The organism is Qingrenia yutianensis, from assembly GCF_014385105.1.
Taxonomy (GTDB): Bacteria; Bacillota; Clostridia; order UMGS1810; family UMGS1810; genus Qingrenia; species Qingrenia yutianensis.
On record NZ_JACRTE010000001.1, the window covers coordinates 361948 to 379993 of the forward strand.

The following is an 18046-nucleotide window of genomic DNA, read 5'->3' on the forward strand; positions in this document are numbered from 1 at the left end:
CCCCTTATATAAACCTATCCGAAAAGTTTTTCGGACGTTATAACGTTTCGTCCGTTGTATTTTGAAACGCGCGCAACGCATAAAAATACGCCGTTTTCGTCATACACTCTGTAACGTCCGACGGGCGCGGAAACAGTGGTTTTTGCACCGTTCACAAGACGTTTTTTCGTATCAAAATCCGCATTGAACGTCGGCAGAGATTTAAACACAAAATCGGTGTTTATAAGATATTTCTCATATCCGTCCTCTTCGAGTTTTGCAAGCGTAACCGCGTTTTCAATGTCAAACCCGGCGCTTTTTGTGCGCACAAGGCTTGTCATACACCCGCCGCACGAAAGCTTTTCGCCTATGTCACTGCAAAGCGTGCGGATATATGTGCCTTTTGAGCACAAAACTCTGATTTTTGCCGTGTCACTGCCCGTTTCCAAAATGGCAATTTTCTTAATTGTAACTTTTCTTGCGCTTCGTTCCACCTCAACGCCCTTGCGCGCGTATTCGTAAAGCTTTTTACCGCCGATTTTCACCGCGGAATACATTGGCGGTATCTGCTCTATTTCACCCTCAAACGACATAACCGCATTTTCGATTTCACCTTTTGAAAGCAAAACGCTTTTTTCTTCAAGAATATTTCCGAAAATATCCTGTGTGTCGGTCGTAATGCCGAATTTGATTTCCGCGATATATTCTTTATCGGAATTAAGAACCATATCGCACACCTTTGTTGCCTTGCCGATGCAAACGGGCAAAACTCCTGTTGCCTCGGGGTCGAGCGTGCCGGTGTGACCGATTTTGCGCGTGCTGAGTATTCGGCGCATTTTCGCCACAACGTCGTGCGACGTAAAGCCTTTTTCTTTATTTATAACTATAATGCCGTTAATATTTGCGTTATCTGATTTCATTTTCAATCGCCTTTAAAAGTTTTTCAACCGCCTCGTCATACGGAATTTTAAAGCTTACGCCCGCTGCCCTTTTGTGGCCGCCGCCGCCGAATTTTGCAGCAATCTCCGACACATTCACAAATTCGTTTGAACGAAGGCTGAATTTAATTTCATCACGCTTGATTTTTGCAAAAATCCCGACTTCAACGCCTTTTACCGAGCGCGGAATACTTGTCAGAAAATCTGCGTCATCAAACGTGAAACCATTATTTTCAAGATATTCGTAATCAACGCACATAACCGAAATTTTTCCGTTGTGATAAAACTTTAAACTCTCGAGAACGTGCTGTTTCATCCTTAACTGTTCAACGGTAAATTCGTCAAACATAGCGTGCGAAAGATTTGAAAATTCGCCGTAAATTTTGCGGAGCGAACCGGCAATTTCAAACGTTTTTTCGGAGGTGTTTGAATATTTAAAACTGCCCGTATCGCTTGCAATCGCGCAGTAAAGATATTTTGCGCAGTTTTTGCCGATTTCCGCATCAAGCGACTTTGCAAGAGAAAACACAATTTCTCCCGTTGCACTCGCGTCGGCGTCAATATAGTTAAAATCCGCAAAACCTTTGTTTGTAACGTGATGGTCTATACAAAACGAATTTCCGCACGCTTCAAACAAAGTTTTATCAAACATACGCTCTTTGTCCGCACAGTCCTCTGCAAACGCGGTTTTCGGCGCATAATTTTCGGGCGCGGTATAACCGCAAACGTCAATAAATCCGAGGTTTTTGGGCATGTTTTCCGATATATCCGCAACGTATGCGGTTTTGCCGATCTTGCGCAAAACATCGCACAGCGCAAGTGCGGATCCCACCGCATCGCCGTCCGGATTTATATGCGGAATGATTATAAAATCGTTAAAATCTTTAATTTTTTCGGAAAAATCAATTAAATTCACTTGTCTGTTTCCCTCTCGCCATTATTGATTTTGTGAATAAGCTCGTCAATATGAATACCGTATTCGACGCTGTTATCCTGCACGAATTTAAATTCGGGAGTAATTCTCAAATCGAGTCCCGACGAAATTTCGTGCCGTATAAACCCTGCCGCAGAATTTAACGCGGTGATAGTGTTTTTTTTCTGCTCGTCCGTTCCCATAACGCTTATATGCGCCTTTGCGTACTTTAAGTCTTTTGTTATGTCAACCGCAACAACCGAAACCACATCTGCAATACGAGGGTCTTTAAGCCGTCTTATAATACCGCTCAATTCGCGTTTTACTTCTTCTTTAATTCTTTCAAGTCTGTTGCTTGCCATAAACACACCGCCTTTTTATCTCTTTACTTCCTCCATAACGAACGACTCGATAATGTCACCGTCCTTTATGTCATTGAAGTTTTCAATTCCGACACCGCACTCGTATCCTGCGGCAACTTCTTTCGCATCGTCTTTAAATCGTTTCAAACTACTCAAAACGCCCTCGTGAACGATAATACCGTCACGGACAATACGTGTCTGCGAATTTCTTGTAATTTTACCGTCCTGAACGTATGCACCGGCGATTGTGCCGACACCCGACACTTTAAACGTCGTTCTGACCTCTGCGTGACCGAGAACATTTTCTCTAAACTGCGGTGCGAGCATACCTTTCATAGCGGCTTCGATTTCTTCAATAGCGTTGTAAATAACCCTGTAAAGTCTGATGTCCACCTCGTCGCGTTTTGCCGACGCCGCCGCACCCGAATCGGGACGAACATTAAATCCGACAATAATCGCATTCGACGCGGACGCAAGCATAACGTCCGACTCGGTGATACCGCCGACACCGCCGTGTATGCATTTTACCCTTACTTCGTCGTTTGAAAGCTTTTCGAGCGACTGTTTAACCGCCTCAACACTGCCCTGAACGTCTGCTTTCACAATAATGTTAAGGTCCTTAACCTCGCCCTCTTTAATCTGGTCAAACAATGCGTCGAGCGACACCGCCTGACGTGAAACAGTGTTTTCGTCCTTAATTTTCTGTTTTCTCTTTTCAACGACACTGCGCGCTTTTTTCTCGTCGGTTACGGCATAGAAAATATCTCCGCCGACCGGAACTTCGTTAAGACCGACAACCTCAACCGGAACGGACGGACCTGCTTTTTTAACCGACGCACCGCGGTCGTCAACCATTGCTCTTACTCTGCCGACTGCCGTGCCCGCAACGATAATATCGCCCACACGGAGTGTACCGTTTTGAACAAGAACCGTCGCAACAGGACCTCTGCCCTTGTCAAGCTGTGATTCGATAACGGTACCTTTTGCCTTTCTGTCGGGGTTTGCTTTGAGTTCTTTCATCTCGGCAACAAGCAAAACCATTTCCAAAAGACCGTCAATATTCTGTTTGTATTTTGCCGAAATCGGAACGCAGATTGTGTCACCGCCCCAAGCCTCGGGAATAAGCTCATATTCGGTGAGTTCCTGCATAATTTTATCGGGATTTGCACCCTCTTTGTCGATTTTGTTAATTGCAACAATAATTGTAACGCCTGCCGCTTTGGCATGGTTTATTGCTTCAACCGTCTGCGGCATAATTCCATCGTCCGCCGCAACAACAAGGATTGCAATATCGGTAACCTGTGCACCGCGCGCACGCATAGCTGTAAACGCTTCGTGTCCCGGTGTGTCGAGGAATGTGATTTTTTTATCGTTTACGCGCACTCTGTACGCACCGATGTGCTGTGTGATACCGCCTGCCTCGTTCGCAATAACGTTGGTGCTTCTGATAGCGTCCAAAAGCGAGGTTTTACCGTGGTCAACGTGACCCATAACAACAACAACCGGCGAACGCGGTTTTAAGCTTTCGGGCGAATCCTCGGTGTCGTTAAAGAGCAAATCTTCTTCGGTAACGATAATCTCTTTCTCGATTTTAAAGCCCAAATCTTCGCCGACAAGCGACGCGGTATCAAAATCAATCACCTGGCTGATTGCCGCCATAATGCCGAGTTCAAAAAGTTTTTTAACAACCGTTGCCGCCGGAACCTCCAAACGCGCGGCAAAGTCGCCGACAGAAATTTCGTCGGGCACCAAAACGGTTTTAACCTCAACGGTTTCTTTCTTTTCTTTCTCTTTTTTCGCCGCAGGGATGTTTGTCTTTTCGGGCTTTTTGTGCTGATTGCCCTTTTTAAGTTTCTGCTTTTTCTCAACATTCGATACCTTTTCAATATCGACAAGTTCTTCTATTTTTTCGGTATCGAGTTTTTCAAGGTCAACAACGTTCTGACGCGTGTCAACAACTTTAAGATTGTCCTGTTTAACGATTTTAAGCGACTCCTCGCTCACTTCCTCGTCGAGAACAATCTCCTCTTTAAACTCAATGCCTTTCTTTGCGGCTTCTTCTTTTTTCGCCTGTTTTTCAGCCTCTATTTTAGCCTTTTTCTCCTCGGCTTTGTGAGCAAAATATTCTTCAAGCGTCATTTTGTCGTCATATTTATTCATATAAATCGAAAAAATGAGATTGATGTCGTCGGGTTCAAGCTTTGCCGAGTGATTTTTCATCACAATGCCGTAATCGGCAAAAATACCGATAAGCTCTTTGCTCTGAACGCCGAAATCCTTTGCTATTTCGTGAATTTTTGGTTGTGCCAAAACTACCACCTCCGTTAATTTTGCGGCAGACTCTTTTCAATCAGTCCTGCCAGTCCCTCGTCGCAGACCGCAACAACCGCGTTGTGCGTGTTGCCTATGCTGTGCCCCAAAGAAACCGAATCGCCAAAAAATACATATTTGACGTCATAAAATTTACAGCTGTTAGTGACGCTTTTAAGTGTGTTTTTTGCAGTGTCACAGCCGATAATCACAAGCTTTGCACTGCCCGACGAAATCGCGTCCTTACAGTTTTTCTCACCGCTTACAAGTCTGCCTGCTTTTTTTGCAAGACCTATAAGCATATATGTTCGCTCCATTTTAATCACCGATAATTTCGTTAAGTTTTTGATAAATGTCCGCGCAGTCCGAAAGTTTCAGCGTGCGCGAAAGACGGTTCTTTTTTTCCGCTTTTGCAACGCATTTTCCGTCACGGCAAATATATGCCCCTCTGCCGAAAATTTCTTTGTCCGCATTTACAAAAACTTCGCCGTTTTTATTTTTAACGATTTTTATAAAATCAGCTTTTCCGCCCTTTTTTCCGCATCCTATGCAAGTGCGGACGGGCAAAAATTTACTCTCGCCCACAGTGTGTCACTCCCTACTCGTCGCGGTCGCTTTTGATGTCGATTTTATAACCCGTAAGACGCGCCGCAAGACGTGCGTTCTGTCCCTCTTTGCCGATTGCAAGAGAAAGCTGTGTGAAAGGAACGATTATATGCGCCTGTTTGTTTTCAACATCAACATTGAGCGATACAACCTCGGCAGGACTCAAAGCCGCTCTGATAAATTCTTCGGGATCGTCACTGTATTTTACAATGTCGATTTTCTCGCCGTTAAGCTCGTTGATAATAACCTGAACCCTTGCGCCCTTTGCACCAATGCACGCGCCTATCGGGTCAACGTTTTCATTGTTGGTTTTAACCGCCATTTTTGTCCTTGAACCTGCCTCGCGCGAGATACTCATAATTTCAACTATGCCGTCCTGAATTTCGGGAATTTCATTTTCAAAAAGTTTCTGCACAAGTGCTGCTTTTGCTCTCGAAACCGTGATAACAGGGCCTTTTGTGGTCTTTTTAACCTCGGTTACATAAACCTTTAAATGCTGGTGAAAATCGTACATTTCAGTGGGAACCTGCTCGGAAACCGGCAAAAACACCTCCGCTTTTCCTGCATCGAGATAAATATTTCTGCGCTCAATTCGCTGAATAATTCCCTCGATAACCGTGTGTTCCTTTGCCGAAAATTCTTCGTAGATGTTTTCTCTTTCAACCTCGCGGATTTTCTGCGTAACCATCTGCTTTGCGGTCTGTGCGGCAATACGTCCGAACGTTTTCGGCGTTGCCTCAATTTCAACCTCACTGCCGATGTCATACTGCTTGCTGATTTTGTGCGCTTCTTCAAGCGAAATTTCGGTTTGGGGGTCTGTAACCTCTTCAACAACCGTTTTTTTCGCAAAAACTCTTACAACGCCCGTTTCGTTGTCAATACTGACAAAAACGTTATCCTGATTTGTTTCGTAATTCTTTTTGTAAGCGGATATAAGCGCATTTTCAATCGTTTCAAGCAAAACTTCTTTTTTGATATTTTTTTCTCTTTCAATTTCCTCCAACGCCAATATGAACTCACTGTTCATTTTTCTTCAACGCCCCTTTTCAAAATAGTTATTTAAAAAATTACCGCCAATTTTATACTCGAAATTTTGTCAAGCGGAATTTTGATTTCGCCGTTATCGTCGATTGTCACATAATCGTCGCCGTAACCTGTGAGCGTACCGCTCAAAAACTTTGCGCCGTTGATTTTTGTAAACAATCCCACATCAACCGTTCTGCCTTTATATTTTTCGTAATCTTCTTTGTTGCGCAGAGGTCTGTCTATGCCGGGCGACGAAACCTCAAGCATATACGCATTGGAAATCGGGTCGCTTTCGTCAAGCAAATCCGAAAGGTATCGGCTGACATTCTCGCAGTCGTTTATGGAAATGTTTTCATCGGGATTTTCCTTTTCGATAAAAACTCTCAAAACATAGTCCGCGCCCTCTTTTTTATATTCAATGTCAAAAAGCGAGCAGTCATATTTTTTTGCCGCGTCCTCAGCAAGCGATTTTACAACTTCCGTGATTTTAGCCATTTTAACACCTCCGCGTACATTGCACATTTTTGTGCAGTGCAAAAAATTACCTCATACAATACGAAAGAGTGGGTTTAGCCCACTCTCTTGTCAAGTCAATATTCAGTATATGGATATTCTACCACATATTTTATGAAAAATCAAGGCTTTTTTGTACTTTTTTTGAAAAATGTATGTAAATAACGGATATTTTATGCCCAAATACTCAAATTCGGAATTGTTTCGGGCATAAAAAAACTTCGGCAAAGCCGAAGTTTTTAAAATTATTCCTCGTCGTCGCAGCCGCAGCAATCGTCGCAGTCGCAGTCGTCAAAATCAATGTCGATTTTTGTTTTGCAGTTGGGGCAGTAAATGTCCTCGTCTTTCAAAAGAGTATCCTCGTCAACGCATACGATTTCGTGGCACTCGGGGCATTCAACCTCGTAATACTCATCGTCATCACAGCAGTCATCGCAATCGCACTCATCACAGTCGAGAAGCTCTTCTTCAACAGCCGCCAAATCTTCGTCGATTAAGTCAACCTGCTCTGCAACCTCGTCCTGATAATCGTACAAATCGTCGATAGACTCATTGATCTCGTCCAAAACAGAAAGCAAAGCTTTAAAAATTTTGCCCTCGTTAGATTTGTCGTCGAATTTCATACCTTCCATTAAACCTTTAACATATGAAAGCTGATTTGATATATTTTCCATAAATTTAACCTCCCTTTAAATAAAAAACTGATTTAGAAAAAGCTTTACGCTCTTTCCATATATTCGCCTGTTCTTGTGTCAATTCTAATCATTTCGCCCTGGTCGATAAAGAGCGGAACATTAAGTGTCGCGCCCGTTTCAACGGTTGCGGGTTTTGTAGCGCCTGTCGAAGTATCGCCCTTAAATCCCGGTTCGGTTTCGGTAACCTGAAGTTCAACGAACGTGGGGGGTTCAACGCCGAAAACATTGCCTTTATACGAAAGCACTTTGACAACCATATTTTCTTTTACGAATTTGAACGAATCACCGAGAGCCTCTTTGTTAAGCGGCATCTGCTCGAATGTTTCCTGATCCATAAAGTAATACAATTCGCCGTCTGTATATAAATACTCGTAGTCCTTTCTTTCGATATGCGCTTTGGGCATTTTTTCGGTAGGTCTGAAAGTTTTTTCAACCACCGCGCCTGTGATAACGTTTTTAAGTTTTGTTCTTACAAAAGCAGCGCCTTTACCGGGTTTAACGTGCTGAAATTCCACAATCTGGAAAACGTTGCCGTCAAGCTCAAAGGTAACGCCGTTTCTGAATTCACCTGCTGAAATCATTTTAAAAATCCTCCTGTAACTATATTCTAATGACGGTTTTAACCGACAAAAATTCCATAATATTTATTTTAACCTATTTTTTGCAAAATAGCAAGTGTTTTTTTAAAATTTATCAATAATATTTCCTATTTTACATAAATAAGCCTTAATTTTTGCAATTTATAATAGAATTTTAGCCGATATGCTTCAAATCTTTTTCCGCTTTTGTGAGTATTTCAACTCCGTTCTTTTTAATGCAAACCATATCTTCAATTCTCACACCGCAAAAATTCGGAATATAAATGCCCGGCTCAACCGTGACGATATTTCCGGGTTTTAATATCGTTTTATTTTTCGGCGAAAGTGTCGGCTGTTCGTGAATGTCAAGCCCTACCCCGTGACCGAGCGCGTGACCGAATGTACCTTCGTAGTCTTTGTTGATGATATTCTCCGCGGTAAAATGCGCATTACAGCACATCTCGCCCGATTTAAGCATATCCTCCGCCGTTTTCTGCGCTGTTAAAACTGTATCGTAAACCCTTTTTGCCTCGGCTGAAATCTCGCCGACCGCAAAGGTACGCGTAATGTCCGAGCAGTATCCGTTGTAAACACAGCCGTAGTCAAGCACAACCAAATCACCGTATTCAAGCTTTTTGGACGTCGGCGTTCCGTGAGGGAGCGCACCGCGCGCACCCGACGCGCAGATTGTATCAAACGAATTTCCGCTTGCGCCGTTTCTCTTCATAAAAAAGTCAATTTCGTTTGCAGCATCAATTTCCGTCATACCGGGTTTTGCAAATTTTATAATATGCTCAAACGCTTTGTCCGCAATGTCAACCGCTTTTTTGATATTTTTAATTTCCGCCGCACTCTTTTTTGCACGGAAATTGTAAATTGCACCGCCGACGCACGCAAGCTTGTTGAAAATTTTTGAAAATTTCGCAAAAGATGCATATGAAATTGAAAGATTTTCAAATCCCGTATGCTTTAAATTTGCCGTCATAGCCTTTAAATCGGCACTTTTTACGTCGATGATCTCATAGTGCGGACACTGCATTTTCGCCTGCGTGATATATCGAAAATCCGTAATAAGATAGAGAAAATCAAGTCCGATTATAAGATATGCGCTTGTGCCTTTGTATCCGCTGTAATAAAAAACATTTTTAAGATCGGTCACAAGCATACTGTCAAGCTTATTTTTCACAAGAAAACTTCGCAGTTTTTTAATTCGTGAAAGCGTTTCGTCTGCCATTATAAAAATCCTTTCGGTGCTTTATTTTTGTGCAAGGTACATATTTTTCATTTCGAGAGCGTCCTCCGCCATTGTTCCGTTCGACTCGCAGATGATTGTGGGCGAAAGATTTTTCTTATAAATTATCTCCGCAATGGGCAAAAATTCGGGACCGTACATCGTGTCAGCAAGCGTGTGATGCTTCTTTTCACCGCCCTGCGTAAATTCGATACGGCTGAAATGCGAATGAAAAATGTTAAGTCTGTCGTGCCCCAAGCCGTTTTCGATTTTATCAAAAATTTCGAGGTAGTCGGAATATTCCTTAAGCGAGCCGAGTCCGCGCGCATTAAGATGTCCGAAATCTATCGTCGGCAAAAGATAATCATCCAGTCTGCAAAGTTCTATAACCTCGTCCAAATCGCCGAGCTGATTTATTTTTCCCATAGTTTCGGGGCAGATGTGCACGTGCGAAAGCCCGAGTTCTTTTGAACGTTCAAGCGCAATTTTGAGCGTTTTTTTCGCATATTCCATAGCAACGCGTCTGTCCATTTTCGCGCACGCGCCCGAATGAACAACAATCCTGTCAGCGCCCATAAAATCCGCCGCCGCAAGGGTATCGGTGATGTATTTCACGCTTTTTTCGCGTTTTTCCTCGTTGTCGGTTGCAAGGTTAATGTAATACGGTGCGTGAATACTTAATTTTATGCTGTTTTCCCTCGCCTCATTTCCAAGTTTTTCGGCAGTCGGCTGTGTGATTTTCACGCCCTTCGAGCATTGATATTCATATGCGTCAAGACCCTTTTCTTTGAGCCATTTCGGCATTTGGAGCGACGATTTGTAACCCTCGTTATAAAAACTCTCCGAATTTCCGCTCGGTCCAAAATATACCATAAATTTATTCTCCTTTGCCTGATTTATGAAGTTTGTTTTTCGGCGCGTTCAGCCTCTTTTTTGTCCATATATTCGCACAAAAGCGTTTTTATAAGCGCCGCAATCGGCACTGCGAGAAGTATTCCGGCAATACCGAAAAATCCGCCGCCGACGAGTATTGCAAAAATTACCCAGAATGGCTTTATCGAAAACGAATTGTTTACAAGGTTCGGCTGAATAACATTCGCGTCAATCTGCTGTAAAATTATAAGTGCAGCCGCCGCCCAAACGCCTTTCATAAAGTTTGCAGTAAAGCAGGTTACAATCGCCGTCAGCGCCGTTGCGATTATCGCGCCGAAATACGGAATAAGATTGAACGTTCCGAGCATAAGCGCGAAAATGTGTGCGTATTTCACCTTTAAAATCGTCAGCACAATAAACGAAAGGATAAACACAGCAACCGCGTCGATAAGCAGACAATAGAGGTATTTATAAACAAATTCAGTCGCCATTTTAACACATCTTGCAACTTTGTTATATGTTTTTTCGCGCACAGCAATTTTGAAAAATCTTTTTGCGGTGTTTTTTAATCTGTCGCGGTCAAGAAGGACATAAACCGAGATTATAAGTCCCATAAACACATTTACAAATGCGGCTGAAAATCCCATAACGCCCGACGCATACTGATTTATGCTCTCGAATTTCACATATTTCATAATGTTATCGACACTTACAAGTTTTTCGAGATAATCAAGGTCGATTTTCACAATATCAAGACTGTTCACATAGTCGGTCATACGCTCAATAAGCGCAGGCACCTGATACACAAAATCGCCGATGTTTTTAACAAGAGGCGGAATTAAAAAGTAAATAATCGCGCCGAAAATTCCGAGGACAACCACAAATGTGAGCACAACCGCAAAACCGCGCCTGTTTTTGCGCACAAAATTATTTTTACACCTATGAAATAGCGTTTCAAACTTTATGCAAAGAGGATACAGTAAAAGCGCGATTGCAAATCCCCAGCCGAACGGTGCAAGAATTTTCAAAAGCTTTTTAAACCAGTCGATAATCACACCGAAGTTGTCAAACGTTTTATAAACCGCAATGAGCAGAACTCCGATTATAAAAACGGCAATATAGCTTTTTTGAAATCTGTTTTTCAAAAAATCACTCCTTAAATTTTATTACAAATACCTCCCCACATATTATGGGGAGGTATTTAAGGCTTTTATGCCGTTTTTTATTTAAAAATTACGATAGCTGTGATAGCACCTTCGTCGTTGCGCGATGCAAAAATTCTGGAAGCTTCATTTACGCCGTTGCCTGTAATTGACTGCATTACAGACTCCGCATTCTCGTAGAACACGATCATATCGTCCGTGTTTTTAGCCGAGGAATCAATAACCGTAACTTTTACAGAGCTCGAAACATTAAGAATTGTCGGTTCAAGAGCATCAATTTTTTCCTGATAGTTGCCATCAGTGTCGCTGATGTCTTTGACAGAAGCGTTTGTAACAATCTGGAGCTGACCGTCCTCGTAAGAATATACAACACCGAAATATGCGTTGTAGTGGTCGCCGTTTGTTCCGGTTGCGTGATTGATGTGGAAATCAGCAACGTTTCCGTTCAAATCATAAAGATTATCAGCATCGCAAACTTTATTTATAAGACCAACCAAACCGTCTTTCAAAGCAAATTTAACAATGTCGCCGCTCTTAAGATTCGAAACATCAATCTTTCCGTCTGTTTCAACTTCGTTTACTTTCTTGTTGTCGCCGGTATTGTTTGCAAGCAAGTCGTAATAGTAAATCTTTTTGGCTTTATCACCTTTGGTGTTAATAACGTCCTTGATTTCCTTAATCATATACGCTTTCATAGAACCGGTGATTTCAAGACCCGCACCGCCGTATACAACTACAATTTCTGCATTTTTGGTTGTAGCGTCAACATTGAACGCGTTAACGTAGAATGTTTTGTTATCGGTAAATTTGCTCGGTGCTTTTGTGTAAACTTCGTAATCGTCCTCTTCGCTTCTGTCGGTAGGAACAAAGAATACTTTTGTCGATACCGTGTTTGTAGCTGTCGAGGTTGTGTATTTTGTATTGAATTTACGTGCAGTTCCCTCCTGGAAGTATCCGCCTGTTTTGTATTTAAGCATTGTATCGGGACTTGAAGGAATACCGAGATTATACTCAAGGCTGTCGGTTTCACCGTCAATACCCGCCGAAACGGTAGTAATACTTGCAATGGTTGTGCTTGCACCCGATGTGGTTTTGAAAATAATCGGCTGCGAATATGTCGCACTCTGTTTGTTTTCATCAGTCAGGTTAGCGTTAATAACGCTCGCGGATTTAAACAAAGGAGTGTCAATCTCTTTGGGGCTGTATTCAAAACCGTTGATTTTAACTTTGCTCTTTAACGAGTAGTCCGTCGGAGTAGCCGAAGCAGATGTTACCATTCTGATTTTTACATCATCTTTGTTTGCACCCTCGGGTTTGATTACATCAACAATGTAACCGTATTTTGCAGTATCTGTCGAAGAAATTGCAACAATTCTGCCCTCGTGGTCGAGGTAGCAGGTTACAACGTCACCTCGGCTCATCTCCTGTGAAGGCTCCTGCTCAACAAGTGCAAGATAATACTGCGACGCTTTAACTTCTTTGCTTCCGATTTCATAGGTATCGTTGGCAGAATCAATACTGTTAACGGTACCCTGTGCCGTTGCGGTAGAAATAATTACCGTTGTTTTCGCATATGTAGCGTCCGTATCTTTGGGCATTGCAATGGAAACAACACTGTTCTGTCTGATTGAACCGAACTGTGCAGCCGAACCCGTTGAAGTTTTGTATTCAATGTTTTCAGCATCCATATCAAGCTTAATGCTCTTTAAAACGTTGCCGTTTTTAACGTATTTATCGGTAATTGTTTTAGATGTCGATTCGCTTGTTCCAACAAAGAATGTTTCGTATGTTGAAACATAAGCGCAGTCATATCTGCCGTTGTCGTCGCCGTCAACAAATTTGATTGTACCGTTGTCAATATCGAAAAGCGATTTGATTTTTGTTTCGTTAACACCGCTTACGCCGACACCGTTGTATATGATTTTCATATTGCTTGCAAATGTTACTTTCGACGTTTTGGAGCTTCCTTCTTTGTAATATTCAAGATAGCTTCCGTCGATTGTATCGATGTCGTCCGCATTTACTTCAACGGTTTTGTTAAGACCGTCCGTTGAAATGCGCTTTATTGTTTTTTTGGAATTTTTAACAGTGTATGTTACGTCGAGATACTGTCCGAGATACTGATACAAATTGTCGATTTTCAAATCGCCGATTTTATATGTTGCCTCGGTGCCTGCACCCTCGTCATAAATTTTGATTTCGTCCATAGAACCGCCGGTTTCGCCTTCAACACCCTGGTTGAAAACTGCGGTAACCATACCCATTACCGACTCTTCATCGTCGTCATCATCATTGTTTTTGATGACAAATCCGCCGCCGGTGCCTGTGTTTCCGCCGGGAATAACGGTAATCTCTTTATTTGAAGTGGTCATATTGCAGATGAGCTGTGCAACCAAGCCTCTGGGCGCAGCGTCTTCCGCCGAACCTGCCGCCTGATTTAAAATGCCTATCTGCTGTGCAACCTTGATGTAGCCGTTATACCACGGATCTGTTTTTTCGATAACTGTGGAATAACCCATTGCGCAAACAATCATTTTAACCGCTTCTGCGTACGAAACAGTATTTTTTGCTCTGAATGTGCCGTCCTCATAACCGTTTACAATAGATGCCTTAACAGCGTAGTCTATGTAAGGAATTGTCCAGCTTACGGTCGGGTCGGAGTCTACATCTGCAAAACCCGAAGACGCAGCCGTAAGATTTGCCGCCGCGTCTTTGATTTTTGCAACTGTCAAAAGCTTTGCAAACTCACCGCGCGTGATGGTGTCAAGAGGTTTGAATGTTCTTGTGCCGTCCTCTGCAACGTAGCCGTCAACAATTCCGTCAGTATAAAGCTTCTGGATTGCATCGGCATACTGTGTGTCGCTTGTTACGTCGGTAAATGCGGAATCAGCGTTTACTGTAAATGCAAACGTTGAAAGCATAAACACAAAGAGAGTAACGAGCGCCGTTAATCTTTTGATGCTTTTCATAATCATTTCCTCCTAAAGTATGTATATCTACATAGTGATATTGTAACACTACATTGTACAATAAGTCAACACAATATTTCGTTTGAAAAAAATATGTAACATTATCTTAACATTAATTTTTTTGTTTTACCGCTTGTAAAGCTTTATAAGGTCACGGTAATAGTTTTTGTCAATTCCCGAAAGCTGGTCTTTTGTAATGCGGTAAAGCCAGTTGTTCTCGCTTGTTCCGGGAGTGTTAAGTCGCGTGTCCGAACCATATTTTAACAAATCCTGAATCGGCAGAATAACCGTGTCGGCACTGCTTGCAAAGAGCGTGCGCACAATGCTGTCAAAACCGTTTTCCCAATTTTCGTTTTCATATCCGCAGTATTTCAATAGATATTTCTTTTTGTCCGCGTCAAGCTCCCAAAGATAGCCGAGAAGCGTGTTGTTGTCGTGCGTTCCTGTGTATGCGACGCAGTTTTTTATGTAATTATGCGGCAGATGAACATTGTCGTCGTATGACAAAAATCCGAACTGTAAAACTCTCATACCCGGGAAACCGCTGTCCTCGACAAGCCTTTTCACATCCTCTGAAATTTCGCCCAAGTCCTCGGCAATTATCATTTTTCCGTCCGCGGTTTTTTTGATTTTTTCAATAAAATCAAGTCCCGGACCTTTCACCCATTTGCCCGACGCAGCGGTTTTTGCGTCCGCCGGTACCGACCAGAACGACTCAAGTCCTCTGAAATGGTCAATGCGTATGCCGTCAAACATTTTGAGCATATGGCTTATTCTGTCAACCCACCATTTGCAGTCGTTTTTCTTCATTTTATCCCAGTCGTACAAAGGATTTCCCCAAAGCTGACCGTCTTTTGAAAAATAATCGGGCGGAACACCCGCAACAGACGTCGGATAGCCTTTTTCATCAAGCAAAAATTCGTCCCTGTTGCTCCATACATCACAACTGTCCTGCGACACATAAATCGGAATGTCCCCTATTATGCTGATATTTTTTTCGTTCGCATATTTTTTGATTTCCTGCCACTGATTAAAAAATTCATACTGTATAAATTTCCAGCCGAATAAAATTTTTTCGTCAATGTCAAAGTTTTGCCACTTCTGCCACTCCGCGTCGCTGTTTGCGCTTTTCAGCGCCATAAATTTGCAAAAGTCCGCAAGATAGTTGTTTTCTTCAATAAACTTTTCGATTTTTTCTCTTTCCGCGTCCGGAACTTTTTGCGCACAATCGCACAAAAGCGTCACACGTTCGTCAAACAAGCGTTTATATTCGCACGAATACGGCGTATTCTGTTTTTGACGGTTTAACTCGTCATATGTAATGTAACCTTTTTCATACAGTGAATTAAGGTCAACAAAATACGGATTTCCGCCGAATGCCGAATACGATTTATACGGCGAATTGCACTCGTCCGTTGTGCCGAACGGCAAGACCTGCCACACGGAAAATCCCGTGTCGGATAAAAAATCAATAAATTCTTTTGCCTCTTTTCCGAAACTTCCGCACGAATAATCGCCGTAAAGTGTGGAAATGTGCATAAGTACTCCGCTTTTTCTCAATAAAAACTCCCCAATCAGATGAAAAAATAAATATATAATGTAATCTTATCGGTGCAATAATTATATTAGCACAAATTTTTCATTTTGTAAACGTATTTTTTTAACTTTTTTATGGCAAATATGTAAATATATTGTCAATACATTGACAAAATTTTCCCTTTAATGTAATATAATTGTGCAGAGGAGTGATTTTGTGGAAAGTAAAAACAGCATTATAAACGAAAATAACGGTGTTGGATATATAACCTATCCCAACCTTGCAAAACTTGATTTTGTGCGTCACGCAAGCTCGGTGCGCAAAGGCGGAATTTCAAAAATTCCGTATCTTGCGTCAATGAATTTGGGTTTTCATACAGACGACGATACCGAAACGGTGAGGGAAAATTTCAGAATTTTTGCAAAAGCAGTCGGCATTGACGTTAACGATATGGTATCGTCAAGCCAGTTTCACAATGCGAATATTCGCGTTGCAACAGCCTCCGACCGCGGAAAAGGAATTTTGAAAAGCGCGGATTATGAGGACGTTGACGCGCTTGTGACAAACGAAAAGAACGTTGCGCTCACGGTTTTCGGTGCAGATTGTGTTCCGCTCCTTTTTGCCGACAGTAAAAACAAAGCAGTCGGCGCGGCGCACTGCGGTTGGAGGGGAACGTTTAAAGAGCTTGCACCGCTCACGGTTAAGAAAATGAAAGAAATTTATAACAGCAACCCGAAAAATATTTTTGTTGCGATTGCACCGTGCATACACTGCTGCTGCTATGAAGTTGACGAAAATCTTTTTACCGATTTTGAAAATAAATTTCCCGGCATTGCACAAACCGACGCGTTAAGACGCGAAAACGGAAAGTTTTATCTGGACTTGCCGAAAATAAATAAACAGCTTTTGATTAAAGAGGGCGTTCCCGAGGAAAACATACTTATATCCGACCTTTGTTCGGGCTGTGACCCTGCTAATCTTTTTTCGCACCGAAAAAGCGGAGGAAAACGCGGAATTATGGCAAGCGTCATTGAAATAATAAAATAATTTTATGGAAACATTGCAAAACGGAAAAACAGACTTTGATAATAATCCTTATCAAAGTCTGTTTTGTTAAAACTTATATCGCGTTTGGTTATCCGAAATTGAAAATTCCATTTCCAAAATAGGAATTCGGGTTATTCACTTTCGATAATTAAGCGATACTTAAGACATACTCTTTTCGTACTGCTCAATCATTTTTTTAACCATCTGACCGCCGACAGAACCTGCCTGTCTGGAAGTGAGGTCGCCGTTATAACCCTGCTTTAAGTTAACGCCGACTTCTGCAGCAGCTTCCATTTTAAATCTTTCCATTGCCTGTTTTGCTTCGGGAACCATACTTTTTGCCATTTTCCTTTCACTCCTTTTTACGGTTTAAAATGTTTTTTGCAATAAAAGTAATTTGTTATTGCTCTATTATTGTGCTTACATTTGCTTTTAAATATTCTGTAAAATTTTTCATATTATAAATGCAAACATACTTTTGCAAAATTCACCCGAAACAAAATTTTTTATCAAATTTTTATAATGTACCTTTTCTTTTAAAATTCATAATGTTATCTTCCGCTATCATACGTCACATTTCCAAACGAAATATTAACTATTTCCGCATTCTCGTCATCATCTGCTGCACTTGATATAAGCGATTTCTGCACGTTTTCGGGGCAATTTGAAAACGCGATATTTTTAAACTGCACATTTTCAATTCTGTAAGCTTGTGTGACGCGGCATTGAGCCTTAACTGCATAAGATATTTTTTCGGACTCTGCCCCGCATACTATCATTTCGATAAAACTTTTTATAATTCCCCGGTCGTTAAAATGCAGACAAAATTTAAAATCCGCAGTACGTTTTTTAAAAATACCGAGAATATTAAGGCCGGTGATTTTCTTTTCCAAAACGTCGGGCGAAAGTATCAGAACATACCGTTTGTACGGCGTTTTCAGCACTTTGGTGTAGTACGACTCGTATGTATTTAAGAAAATAACATCGCCCTTTTGCGCAATAATTGCCTTGTTGTTTACGGTAATTTCAATCATTCCGCCGGTAACAAACAGTATTTCGTATTCCTCGTGAAAATGAAGCGACAGATTATCGCTTTTAATCTTGTATTGCACAAGCGGTATAAGATTTCCGGCATACATTTCACCCCCGTATAGCACCTTTTTCGCCGTTTGGTTTATGTAATTAAATAAAATATCACACCGCCGTTTGTTTGTCAGCAGACGCATCAATATTTTTGTGTTTTTCGGACATTTCAGCAAAATATTAGATGAAAACAAGTGTTTTGTATTGTATAATATAAAATGAG

18 protein-coding genes are annotated in these 18046 nt (G+C 41.8%); 1 reads left to right on the forward strand and 17 read right to left on the reverse strand.

The genetic code is table 11. The features are described 5' to 3' along the window. Positions 1-14: 14 nt before the first annotated feature. The 15 genes from truB to malQ all read right to left on the reverse strand — a co-directional run bounded on the left by truB (position 15) and on the right by malQ (position 15716). A complete protein-coding gene (gene truB, locus H8706_RS01625; RefSeq protein ID WP_262431235.1) occupies positions 15-899 on the reverse strand; it encodes a tRNA pseudouridine(55) synthase TruB in 885 nt (294 codons plus the stop codon). After that, complete coding sequence (locus H8706_RS01630) at positions 886-1833, reverse strand: DHH family phosphoesterase (RefSeq protein WP_262431236.1); 948 nt, start codon at positions 1831-1833, stop codon at positions 886-888. Before H8706_RS01630 ends, truB begins: the two co-directional genes overlap by 14 nt. Beyond that, positions 1830-2192, reverse strand: a complete 363-nt coding sequence (rbfA, locus tag H8706_RS01635; RefSeq protein WP_262431237.1) for a 30S ribosome-binding factor RbfA — start codon at positions 2190-2192, stop codon at positions 1830-1832. The genes H8706_RS01630 and rbfA overlap by 4 nt, the downstream gene beginning before the upstream one ends. 15 nt (positions 2193-2207) lie before the next feature. After that, complete coding sequence (infB, locus tag H8706_RS01640; RefSeq protein WP_262431238.1) at positions 2208-4511, reverse strand: translation initiation factor IF-2; 2304 nt, start codon at positions 4509-4511, stop codon at positions 2208-2210. A gap of 5 nt (positions 4512-4516) precedes the next feature. Further along, a complete protein-coding gene (locus tag H8706_RS01645; RefSeq protein ID WP_262431239.1) occupies positions 4517-4819 on the reverse strand; it encodes a L7Ae/L30e/S12e/Gadd45 family ribosomal protein in 303 nt (100 codons plus the stop codon). Position 4820: 1 nt separating this feature from the next. Then, positions 4821-5087 carry a YlxR family protein gene (locus H8706_RS01650; protein ID WP_262431240.1) on the reverse strand — a complete coding sequence of 89 codons (267 nt, stop codon included), beginning with the start codon at positions 5085-5087 and terminating at the stop codon, positions 4821-4823. A gap of 13 nt (positions 5088-5100) precedes the next feature. Next, positions 5101-6135: a transcription termination factor NusA gene (gene nusA, locus H8706_RS01655; RefSeq protein WP_178347292.1), complete on the reverse strand. Its 1035-nt coding sequence runs from the start codon at positions 6133-6135 to the stop codon at positions 5101-5103. 32 nt (positions 6136-6167) lie between these two features. After that, on the reverse strand, positions 6168-6629 hold the full coding sequence (locus H8706_RS01660) for a ribosome maturation factor RimP (protein ID WP_262431241.1): 462 nt from the start codon (positions 6627-6629) through the stop codon (positions 6168-6170). A gap of 263 nt (positions 6630-6892) precedes the next feature. Then, entirely contained in the window at positions 6893-7321 is a 429-nt protein-coding gene (locus H8706_RS01665; protein WP_178347290.1) for a CD1247 N-terminal domain-containing protein, read from the reverse strand. A gap of 44 nt (positions 7322-7365) precedes the next feature. Then, entirely contained in the window at positions 7366-7923 is a 558-nt protein-coding gene (gene efp, locus H8706_RS01670; protein ID WP_262431242.1) for an elongation factor P, read from the reverse strand. A gap of 172 nt (positions 7924-8095) precedes the next feature. Continuing rightward, positions 8096-9154: a M24 family metallopeptidase gene (locus H8706_RS01675; protein WP_262431243.1), complete on the reverse strand. Its 1059-nt coding sequence runs from the start codon at positions 9152-9154 to the stop codon at positions 8096-8098. Positions 9155-9175: 21 nt separating this feature from the next. After that, a complete protein-coding gene (locus tag H8706_RS01680) occupies positions 9176-10024 on the reverse strand; it encodes a TIM barrel protein (RefSeq protein WP_262431244.1) in 849 nt (282 codons plus the stop codon). Positions 10025-10047: 23 nt separating this feature from the next. Beyond that, positions 10048-11169 carry an AI-2E family transporter gene (locus H8706_RS01685; RefSeq protein WP_262431245.1) on the reverse strand — a complete coding sequence of 374 codons (1122 nt, stop codon included), beginning with the start codon at positions 11167-11169 and terminating at the stop codon, positions 10048-10050. Between the two features lie 77 nt (positions 11170-11246). After that, positions 11247-14156, reverse strand: coding sequence for an S-layer homology domain-containing protein (locus tag H8706_RS01690; protein WP_262431246.1), 2910 nt, complete (start codon positions 14154-14156; stop codon positions 11247-11249). A gap of 126 nt (positions 14157-14282) precedes the next feature. Continuing rightward, on the reverse strand, positions 14283-15716 hold the full coding sequence (malQ, locus tag H8706_RS01695; RefSeq protein ID WP_262431247.1) for a 4-alpha-glucanotransferase: 1434 nt from the start codon (positions 15714-15716) through the stop codon (positions 14283-14285). Between the two features lie 193 nt (positions 15717-15909). Here malQ and pgeF point away from each other — a divergent pair, with 193 nt between their 5' ends. After that, positions 15910-16740 (forward strand): peptidoglycan editing factor PgeF, encoded by an 831-nt coding sequence (gene pgeF, locus H8706_RS01700; protein ID WP_262431248.1) that lies wholly within the window; start codon positions 15910-15912, stop codon positions 16738-16740. Between the two features lie 159 nt (positions 16741-16899). Here pgeF and H8706_RS01705 read toward each other — a convergent pair whose 3' ends face one another. Together H8706_RS01705 and H8706_RS01710 are read right to left on the reverse strand one after the other, a co-directional pair. Beyond that, positions 16900-17085 carry an alpha/beta-type small acid-soluble spore protein gene (locus H8706_RS01705; protein WP_178347283.1) on the reverse strand — a complete coding sequence of 62 codons (186 nt, stop codon included), beginning with the start codon at positions 17083-17085 and terminating at the stop codon, positions 16900-16902. Positions 17086-17291: 206 nt separating this feature from the next. Then, on the reverse strand, positions 17292-17879 hold the full coding sequence (locus tag H8706_RS01710) for an AraC family ligand binding domain-containing protein (RefSeq protein ID WP_262431249.1): 588 nt from the start codon (positions 17877-17879) through the stop codon (positions 17292-17294). Between the last annotated feature and the right edge of the window lie 167 nt (positions 17880-18046).